The following is a 4,881-nucleotide window of genomic DNA, read 5'->3' on the forward strand; positions in this document are numbered from 1 at the left end:
GCGACGCGCTGCGCGGCGCGGTCGGCTACGCCTTCGAACGCCCCGCCCCGCTGGGCGGCACCATCGGCGGCACGATCGGCTTCGGCCCCCGCGAAGCAGGCCCGGAGCGGGTGCGCGAGGCGGCGCGGGCGGCCTGCGCCGACGGTTTCGTACGCCTGCTCCCGGACGGTTACGACACGCGGCTGACGGACGCTCCGCTCTCGGGCGGCGAGGCCCAACGCCTGGGGCTGGCACGGGCGTTCACGCATCAGGGCCGCCTGCTGGTGCTGGACGACGCGACGTCGAGCCTGGACACGGTCACGGAACTGCGCGTCTCCGAAGCCTTGTTGGGTGCGATCGGGCCGCGTACCCGACTGATCGTCGCCCACCGGGCCACGACGGCGGCCCGTGCGGACCAGGTGGCGTGGCTGGAGGACGGGCGCGTACGGGCGGTGGGACGGCACGAGGAACTGTGGCGGCTGGAGGGGTACCGGGCGGTGTTCGACGCCGATCAGCCGCAGAGCGCGGACGATCAGCCGGAGCGCGCGGACGACGACCGGCTTCACCGCGCGGACGATCAGCCTCACCGCGCGGACGACGGCGGGCGGGTGTCCAGTGACTGAGGCCGGGGGTGGCCGGGCCGTGAGCCCCGGTACGTACGGGCAGGGGGTGCGGTTCCTGCGCCGCCGCGCCCGCGTGGTGGCGCGGCTGGCGGCGTGGTCGGCGCTGGAGACCGGCCAGACGTTCGTGATGGGCTTCGCACTGGCCCGCGCCCTGGACGAGGGCTTCCTGGCCGGCCGCTCCGGCGTCGGGCTGGGCTGGCTGGGGCTGGCGGCGCTCGCCGTGACCGTCGGCGCGTACGGCACGGGCCGCGTCTACCGGGCGGTGGCCGCGCTGGTGGAGCCGCTGCGCGACGCGCTCGTACGCCGCGTGGTGACGCGGGCGCTCGACGACGGGGACAGTGCGGCGGTCTCCCGCCTCACCCACCAGGTCGAGATCGCCCGCGACACCTTCGCGGGCCTGGTCATGGTGGCCCGCTCCTTCGTCTTCACCGCCACCGGCGCGCTGATCGGCCTGTTCTCCCTGGCTCCTGTGCTGCTCCTGGTCGTCGTGCCCCCGCTCGTCCTGGGTCTCGCCCTCTTCGCGGCCACGCTCCGCCCGATGGCCCGCCGCCAGGAGACGTTCCTCGCGGCGGACGAGGCCATCGCCGAGGAACTCGGCACCGTGGCCGACGGCCTCCGCGACATCACCGCCGCCGGAGCGGAGTCCCGCGTGGCGGCGGAGGCGGACATCCGTATCGAGGCAGAGTTCCGCGCGGCCCGCACGCTGGCCCGCTGGGGGGTGCTGCGGGTCCTGGCCGTGGCCCTGGCCGGGCGCTTCCCCATCGTCCTGCTCATCGTCACCGCGCCGTGGCTGCTCGACCGCGGCGTCACGCCGGGAGCGCTCGTCGGCGCGCTCTCGTACCTCACGACGTCGCTGCTCCCCGCGTTGCAGAACCTGATGCACGGGCTGGGGACGAGCGGGTCGCGGCTGGTGGTGGTGTTGAGGCGGTTGACGGCTGTGGGGCCTGTGAGGCTCGGTGGTGGCCGGGGGAGGGCCAGTGCCTCACCGAAGGGAGAGGGGGAGGGGGAGGGGTCGGCCGTCGAGCTGCGCGCGGTGACCTTCGCGTACGGGGAGCACGCGCGGCCGGTCGTCCGGGACCTGGACCTGACCGTGCCGGAGGGCGGACATCTGGCGGTCGTCGGCCCCAGCGGCGTCGGGAAGTCGACCCTCGCGGGGCTGATCGCGGGGCTGCTGGAGCCGCGCTCCGGAGTGGTACGGGTCGGGGGCCAGCCCGTACGGGCCGGAGGCGACCCGAGCCGGCGGGTGCTGATCCCGCAGGAGGCGTACGTCTTCACGGGTACGCTTCGCGCCAACTTGAGTTACCTGTGCGCCGATCCGGTTTCGGACACCGAGCTGACGGCGGCCGCCGAGGCGGTCGGCCTCGGCGAACTGGCCGACCGGATCGGGGGGTTGACGGCCGTCGTCGACCCGGCGGGGCTCTCCGCCGGGGAGCGCCAGCTGATCGCGTTGGCGCGGGCGTATGTGAGCCGTGCTCCGGTGGCGGTGCTGGACGAGGCGACGTGCCATCTCGACCCGGCGGCGGAGGCCCGCGCCGAACGGGCCTTCGCCCGCCGCCCCGGCGGCACGCTGATCGTGATCGCCCACCGCGTCAGCTCCGCCCACCGCGCGCACCGCATCCTGATCATGGACGGCCCGCAGACCCTCTGCGGCACGCATGAGGAGCTGCTGAGCAGCTCGGATCTCTACCGGGCGCTTACGGGCAGCTGGCCCGTGCCGGGGGGCGTGGCCGCTTCCGCGCCGGAGGGGCCGGGTGCGCCCGCGCGCGTGCCTCAGCCACCGGGGCCGCCCGGCTCCGAGGGGGGCCCGTCGCCGTCGGCCCGTTCCGCTTCCGCGGATTACGTGCCGTAGTACGTGCCGTAGTAGGAGGCCGGTGCCCGGCGGCACCCGGCTCTCGAAGCCCGTTCCGCAAGAGTCCGTTCCGCAGAGGCCCGTTTCGCAAGAGCCCGTTCCACAGAGGCCCATTCCGCGGAGGCCCGTTCCGCAAGAACCCCGTCAAAGCCACCCTGCCCCCTGCGAGATGCGGATGGCGTCGACCCGGTTGCGCGCCCCCGTCTTGCGGGTTATGGCGGCCATGTAGTTGCGCACGGTCCCCTGCGAGAGATGCAGGCTGCGCGCGATCTCGCTGACGGAGGCGCCTTCGGCGGCCAGGGTCAGGACGCTCAGCTCGCGCGGCGTGAGCGGGATCTCCGCCGCCTGGAGGAAGCCGAAGCCGAGTGACTCGTCTATACATCGTTCGCCTTTGGCCACCCGCCGGATCGACTCGATCAGTCGCCCAGGGGAAGCGTTTTTGCTCACGTACCCCAGTGCCCGCGCCTCGAATGCGCGGCGCAGCGGCCCCGGTCTGCCCGCCGTCGCGAGGGCGAGCAGCGAGGGGCCTCCTTCCTCTTCGCAGCAGTCCTCGCTCAGCATCCCCACCCCTCGGGGACCCCCGGCCTCGGGGCTGTCCATGTCGACCACGCAGACGTGCGGCCGGATGGCGCGGGCCTTGCCGACGGCGCCGTTCCAGGCCGTCGAGGACACTTCGATGTCCGTTTCTCTGCCTACCAGCGCCGCCAGCGCGGTGCGCAGCAGATAGGTGTCGTGCACCAGAAGTACCCGGATCACGTTCTCCCCCCAGACCCTCCGCCCCGCTGTGCAGGTCGCATCTACCCCTCTGCGCAGGTCGCATCGGTTGGACGCGTGGCTTCATATTCCTACCGGTATCCCCCGGCGTCCCGGATACGCAGAATTGGCCAAGAGGGGGCGTGGGGGCGCATTGAACAAGCCGTGTGCGCCCCGCTCGCTACCAAATACGTCCGTTGCTGAGTCTGAGGGCCGACATGAGTACTAAGTGGCCCAAGTGATCTAAGGGACCTACGCGGCCGGAGAGTTCTGCTGAGGTCCCGTGAGGTCGATGAGGCGGCAGACCATCTCTATGTCGATCTTCACCTGGGCGATCGAGGCCCGCCCCGACAGCCAGGTGATCAGCGCCGAGTGCCAGGTGTGCTCGATGACGCGGACCGCCGAGAGCTGCTCGGGGGTGGGCGGCCCCGTGAGCCCCATCGCGTCCAGGATGATCGCGGTGGTGAGCCGGGAGACCGTGTCGACCTCCGGGCTCACCGACCGGTCGGCGAAGGTGAGGGCGCGCACCATCGCGTCGGCGAGGTGCGGTTCGCGCTGCATGGCGCGGAAGGCCCGCATCAGCGTCTGCGCGACGCGGGCGGCCGGGGCCTCGTCCGTCGGCGGGCGCTTGCGCAGCGTCTCGTGCATGTGCTGGAGCTGGTCCTGCATGGTGGCGACCAGCAGATGGATCTTGGACGGGAAGTAGCGGTAGAGGGTGCCGAGGGCGACCCCGGCCGCCTCGGCGACCTCCCGCATCTGCACGGCGTCGAAGCCGCCGCGGCCGGCCAGCTCCGCGCTGGCGTGCAGGATGCGGCGCCGACGCGCCTCCTGACGCTCGGTCAGGGGCGGGGTGGAGGCGATGGCCGACTTGGTTTCTGTCGTCATATGTCCCATTCCCTGGTCCCTGGTACCCCTCGGGCGGTCTTGCCGCGGCCCGGACGGGCCCACAGCATGGCAGGGCCCGGGCCGTGGCGCGAATCACCCGATCCGGCCCTTTGCGGGTCGTGCCGGGCCGGTAGATTCGGAGCCTCTTGAACGATCAAGTCTGAAACTTGTTCTAGATTAGCGCTAGCGGTTACGCTCCGGCTGAACTGCGTGAGAAGGGGGCCGAGAGTGACCGCTGAGGCCACAGAGGCAGCTGCGCCTCGCCTCCTGGGCGGGGACGAGGACGGGCCGCTGCGCATCGCGCTGCTCACCTACAAGGGCAACCCGTACTGCGGCGGCCAGGGCGTGTACGTACGCCACCTCTCCCGCGAACTCGCCCGCCTCGGCCACCGCGTCGAAGTCATCGGCGCCCAGCCCTACCCGGTTCTCGACCCCGGCGCGGGCGTCACCCTCACCGAGCTCCCCAGCCTCGACCTCTACCGCCAGCCCGACCCCTTCCGCACGCCGGGCCGCGGCGAGTACCGCGACTGGATCGACGCCCTCGAAGTCGCCACCATGTGGACCGGCGGCTTCCCCGAACCGCTGACCTTCTCGCTCCGCGCCCGCCGCCATCTGGCGGCCCGGCGCGGCGAATTCGACGTCGTGCACGACAACCAGACCCTCGGCTACGGGCTGCTCGGCATGGAACGCGCCGGGTTCCCCCTGGTCACCACCATCCACCACCCCATCACCGTCGACCGCCGCCTCGACCTCGACGCGGCCCCCGACTGGCGCCGCCGCGCCTCCGTACGC

At 72.6% G+C, this 4,881-nt stretch carries 5 protein-coding genes; 3 read left to right on the forward strand and 2 right to left on the reverse strand.

Annotated elements, in window-relative coordinates:
- Window positions 1-602 (forward strand): ATP-binding cassette domain-containing protein (locus ACFU99_RS33090; protein ID WP_384399078.1); only part of this gene is annotated, 602 nt, incomplete at its 5' end.
- A 127-nt stretch (window positions 603-729) separates the two neighbouring features.
- Window positions 730-2,451, forward strand: coding sequence for an ATP-binding cassette domain-containing protein (locus ACFU99_RS33095; RefSeq protein ID WP_384399086.1), 1,722 nt, complete (start codon window positions 730-732; stop codon window positions 2,449-2,451).
- Between the two features lie 144 nt (window positions 2,452-2,595).
- Here ACFU99_RS33095 and ACFU99_RS33100 read toward each other — a convergent pair whose 3' ends face one another.
- Together ACFU99_RS33100 and ACFU99_RS33105 are read right to left on the reverse strand one after the other, a co-directional pair.
- The gene (locus tag ACFU99_RS33100; RefSeq protein WP_384399080.1) at window positions 2,596-3,207 is read right to left on the reverse strand and encodes a response regulator transcription factor; all 612 of its coding nucleotides are present in this window, start codon (window positions 3,205-3,207) and stop codon (window positions 2,596-2,598) included.
- 249 nt (window positions 3,208-3,456) lie between these two features.
- A complete protein-coding gene (locus ACFU99_RS33105) occupies window positions 3,457-4,089 on the reverse strand; it encodes a TetR family transcriptional regulator (protein WP_384399082.1) in 633 nt (210 codons plus the stop codon).
- 228 nt (window positions 4,090-4,317) lie between these two features.
- On the opposite strand from ACFU99_RS33105, the gene ACFU99_RS33110 reads away from it, so the two are divergent.
- Window positions 4,318-4,881: glycosyltransferase (locus ACFU99_RS33110; RefSeq protein ID WP_384399084.1), on the forward strand; the 564-nt coding region annotated here is incomplete at its 3' end.

It is taken from the genome of Streptomyces sp. NPDC057654, assembly GCF_042800135.1.
Taxonomy (GTDB): domain Bacteria; phylum Actinomycetota; class Actinomycetes; order Streptomycetales; family Streptomycetaceae; genus Streptomyces.